The sequence below is a fragment of the Desulfobacter sp. UBA2225 genome (assembly GCF_002348205.1).
Lineage (GTDB): Bacteria > Desulfobacterota > Desulfobacteria > Desulfobacterales > Desulfobacteraceae > Desulfobacter > Desulfobacter postgatei.
Window position 1 is genome coordinate 1 of sequence record NZ_DDYV01000200.1, and the last position, 4,160, is coordinate 4,160.

Consider the following 4,160-nt stretch of genomic DNA (forward strand, 5'->3'; position numbering starts at 1 on the left):
AAAATGAGCGAATGGGGAGATATTTACCTGCATGATCTGGATCAATTCATTGTGGAACAAGGGGGAGACTACGTTCGCTATGCCGATAACATCATTTTCTTTTCAAAGGAAAAAAACCAGATTGAAAATGAATTTGAAACCGTCAAACATTTTTTGAAAAATAGACTGAATCTCACCTTTAACATTGAAAATCGATATATTTTCAAAATTGAGAACCGTGTCACGTTCATGGGGATCTTTTTCAAACACGGCAAATTTATAGGGTACTACTGACCATCACCAAAGAGACGTACATGAAAAAAATATTTTATGTTGTTGCCTATGATGTGAAAAGTGATAAAAAAAGGAAGAAAATCTCTGAATTGCTGGAAGAGTGGGGTGTCCGTGTCAATTTTTCCGTATTTGAATGTGAAATCCCGCGTAAGGCGTTGTCTCCTTTGAAGAAAAAAATTGAAGCGCTGATCAATCCGAAGTCGGACAGTGTCCTTTACTATCCCCTTTGTCTCAACTGCCGAAGCCAAAGTGAACGGTGCGGCATGACCGCTTTTCGAAGCTTTGAACAAAAACTGATCGTGGTGTGACCAATATGTTACCGCATACTAAAATTCGATGCTACTTCAGGGTGTTAACCGACACCACATTGACGGAATTTCCCGGATCCACGCTTCGGAGCCTATTGATTACCGGACTTCGCAATGTTTGCTGTCATGATAGATGTCTGACATGTGAGCATTGTCTGTTAAACCATCACTGCATTTTCCCTTATTTGACCAGACATCAGACATCGACAGGCGAGGATACGGTTCAACCCTATCTCATCTCATGTCCGGAGGTCGCATCGTTCTACAAAAAAGGAGATACCCTTTTCTTCGATATGGTGTTGGTGGGAGAAAAGGCCAACACCTTTTTTCCCTATATTGCGTACAGCCTCTCCGAATGGGATAAAATGAGACTCGATAATTTTCAGTATCTACTGCAAAATCGCATCAATCACACTTATGGAAAGATTGATGTCCGACAGATCAATGCTCCCCACGGTCGATTGAACTTGATTAAAATAGAACAGATCAATTCCGGGGGGCAACCTCTTTCCCTCTTCTCTTCCCACACGAATAAAATAACGCCTCCCCGGCTGACACATTTTGTATTTAATTCATTGCAAACGGTTGCGTCGCCCAATGCCACCATTCGATTTATCTCTCCCTGCCGGATGGAGCGAAAAATTTCAGATCCCAGAACCGGTATCAAAGGGAAAAAAAAATTGATACTGCCGGAACTGTTTTCACTGGAGATTTTTGTCCAGTCGTTGAAAACACGCTACATGGCTTTGATGGCGCAGTTTGCTGCGGACGCTTCGGATTCTTCCGTTGGCCATCCTCTTGAAACCATCAAACTATATGTCGATGATACTACCCGCTTGGTGACAAATAATCTGAAGTCGATCAACGTGTTACGAGTTCATCCCAAAAGTGGAAAATGGAAACATTGTGACGGCTTCACCGGAACGATCTGCCTTACCAATCTTCACCCATACACGATGCAACTCATGGAGTTTGCCGCCATCATGCATCTGGGAAAATTTGCCACCTACGGATATGGAGAAATTGAGATCACTCAATAGGATTCAATCGTCATCCAATCCCGGAAATGTTCTTCACTTTAATGATGTCAGGAATGGCATAATGTCCGTTCAATCCCTCTCTCAGAACTGACTGATAGCTGTACGATTATTTCATGATGTTTTTGAAAAATGAAAAAGAGTGTGTCTTTATCTCTTCAAACCGGCGCCCTACGAGGTTAAACCCAAGAATCGAAGCCATAATGCAAAGTCCCGGGAAAATGGAGAGATGGGGGGCGGTGAACAGATAATCTTTTCCTTGCTTCTGGAGAGACGTGCATCTCTTGTTCAGGAGATGCAGCTGATGACAAAGATCAGTTTCAGGTTCCCCGGCCCCATGATGCCGGCCAGGGAAATGGCTGCCATCATTTCAGGAAAGGCCAGAAACATGTCGGTAATGGGCATGAACAGTTCATCCTCTTGTCTCTTGTTTGCGGTTTCATGTTTCCAGGTCGATACCCCGGGCTGCCAGGGGTTCTTCAATGGACTGGCCCAGGGTCCTGAACGGGCTCAACGTTTGGACAGGATCCTGAAACACGATCTGGGTATGTTTTATCAGGGCCTTATGTACGGTGTCCCTGGTTTTCGCGAATAGATCCAAAGGTGTCTACATCCTGCCGAACGTAGTCAGTTAAGACTTAGGCTAGACAACTTGGGCTTTTACAAGCCCCTTCTGAATCTGTGATTCAGGAGGGGTAGTTGACTCACCTGAACAGGCGTTTGAAAAATCCGGCTTTTTGGATCGTAACCGGAGAGATCAGGTTTACCTTGCCAATGGACTGGTTATCCAGGAAAAATTCCACTTCACCCAGTGTCTGGCCCTGTTCTATGCCGCCGCTGATCTCCTTGGGCAGGCGGATTTCATTTTTCACTGCCGTTTTTTTCTCTCTGGGTAACGGATAGGAAAAATCAGCTGCTGCCACGGCCTGGACTGTCGTGACCATGCCGTCAGGGACCTGAAGCGCCTCCCCGAAAGCCTCATCCTTCTTGGATAGGACTGCCATCTGGTATTGGGCCATATATTTCTTAAACCGCTCAATGGCCACGGCATCCCTGATTTTGGCCAGGGGGCTTCCGAGAACTGCTACAATAAGCCTGAGACCGTCTTTTTTTGCGGTTGCAACAATGTTGAACCCGGCCTTGGCATAATACCCGGTTTTGAATCCGTCCGTACCCGGAAGCTTGCCGATGATCTTGTTGTGGTTGCGCATGATGAATGCGCCGCCCCGGAAAGGCTCGGTCTGGAGGGCTGTCCATTCCAGCAGCTTTGGATATTTGAGCAGATCACGGGCCAGAATCATCAGGTCATGGCAGGAGCTGACATCTGCCTGATCCTCCGAAGACGGGGGCAGGCCGTGTACGGTGTGGAATTCGGAATCGTTCATGCCCAGGCGTTTCGCCTTCTTGTTCATTTCTTCCACAAAGGCGTCCGTTGTTCCCGCAAGATGTTCCGCCACTGCATAGGCGGCATCATTTCCCGAGGCCACCATGATGGCCTTCATCAACTCTTCCAGGGTAAAGACTTCGCCCTCTTTGAGATAGACCTGGCTGCCGCCCATTTTTGAGGCCGCACCGGATACCGTGATTGTCTCATTCAACTGGGCGGCCCCGGATTCAAGCTTTTCCATGACGATGGCGGCGGTCATGAGTTTGGTCACGCTGGCCAGGGGGTGTTTCAGATGAGGGTTCACCTCTTCGAGCACCTGTCCGGTGCCGGCTTCCATAACAATCAACGCCTGGAAAGGAGTTTCTTTTTCCTGGGCTGCAGAGGCGTTTTCAGCTTTTTTCTGCACAGCTTTGGATGTGTTTTTTGATTTTTTGGTATCTTTGCCCTGAACCGCAGGTGCCATCATCAGGAGGATCAATACGCACAGCAACCATTTTTTCACGATTTAATGTCCTTTATATTCAATTGAATTGAAAAACCGTCTCAGAAAATTTGATGTCCCTGAAGATTTTCTTATAGAAGAGCTGAACCGCAGTGTCAAATAAAATTTCCGTCAGGCTCAACCCACAATAAAACATCAAAGTAATTTAATAACTTACTGGAACTCTCATATAAATTCTGCTTTACTTCGCTTTTCTATTTTCTTATACATTAATTTTATTGTTATAAATTTAAACATAGGAGGAAACATTGAAAAAAATTACTTGTTGTCTGGCGGCTGTCATTGCAATGACCATGGTTTTTTCTTCATCTGCGTTCTGCAAAAGAGAGACCGTTATTAAAATCGGCATCAATGCGCCCCTGACCGGCGATATTCCAAAGGTTGGTGAAGGCACAAAATATGCTGCTGAAATGTGGCTGTCAGACATTGAAAAGGCCGGCGGACTCGAAGTCGGCGGGCAGAAGTACAAGGTTGAACTGGTTGTTGAAGACAATGAATCCAAAGCCGAGTCCGCAGTAAAAGCCAACACCAAAATGATCAGCCAGGATGACGTTTTGGCCATTGTCGGCCCCCAGGCTTCCAAACAGGCTGTGCCGGCCGGTGAAGTGGCAAACAAATACAAAACCGTCATGATCAGCCCCTGGTCCACCAAC

Annotated in this window: 5 protein-coding genes and 1 pseudogene; 4 read left to right on the top strand and 2 right to left on the bottom strand. The window is 46.2% G+C overall.

What is annotated here, in order from left to right:
• The 3 genes and pseudogenes from B3D59_RS10135 to cas6 form a co-directional block, all read left to right on the top strand.
• Nucleotides 1-273: pseudogene (locus tag B3D59_RS10135) on the top strand (hypothetical protein); the annotation flags it as partial.
• Between the two features lie 20 nt (nucleotides 274-293).
• On the top strand, nucleotides 294-581 hold the full coding sequence (cas2, locus tag B3D59_RS10140; RefSeq protein ID WP_286819517.1) for a CRISPR-associated endonuclease Cas2: 288 nt from the start codon (nucleotides 294-296) through the stop codon (nucleotides 579-581).
• Nucleotides 582-766: 185 nt separating this feature from the next.
• Nucleotides 767-1,621: a CRISPR system precrRNA processing endoribonuclease RAMP protein Cas6 gene (cas6, locus tag B3D59_RS10145; protein ID WP_286819523.1), complete on the top strand. Its 855-nt coding sequence runs from the start codon at nucleotides 767-769 to the stop codon at nucleotides 1,619-1,621.
• A 436-nt stretch (nucleotides 1,622-2,057) separates the two neighbouring features.
• Here cas6 and B3D59_RS10150 read toward each other — a convergent pair whose 3' ends face one another.
• Nucleotides 2,058-2,219 (bottom strand): hypothetical protein, encoded by a 162-nt coding sequence (locus tag B3D59_RS10150; RefSeq protein WP_286819525.1) that lies wholly within the window; start codon nucleotides 2,217-2,219, stop codon nucleotides 2,058-2,060.
• A 103-nt stretch (nucleotides 2,220-2,322) separates the two neighbouring features.
• Nucleotides 2,323-3,507 (bottom strand): D-alanyl-D-alanine carboxypeptidase family protein, encoded by a 1,185-nt coding sequence (locus tag B3D59_RS10155; protein WP_286819526.1) that lies wholly within the window; start codon nucleotides 3,505-3,507, stop codon nucleotides 2,323-2,325.
• A gap of 248 nt (nucleotides 3,508-3,755) precedes the next feature.
• On the opposite strand from B3D59_RS10155, the gene B3D59_RS10160 reads away from it, so the two are divergent.
• Nucleotides 3,756-4,160 (top strand): ABC transporter substrate-binding protein (locus tag B3D59_RS10160; protein ID WP_286819527.1); only part of this gene is annotated, 405 nt, incomplete at its 3' end.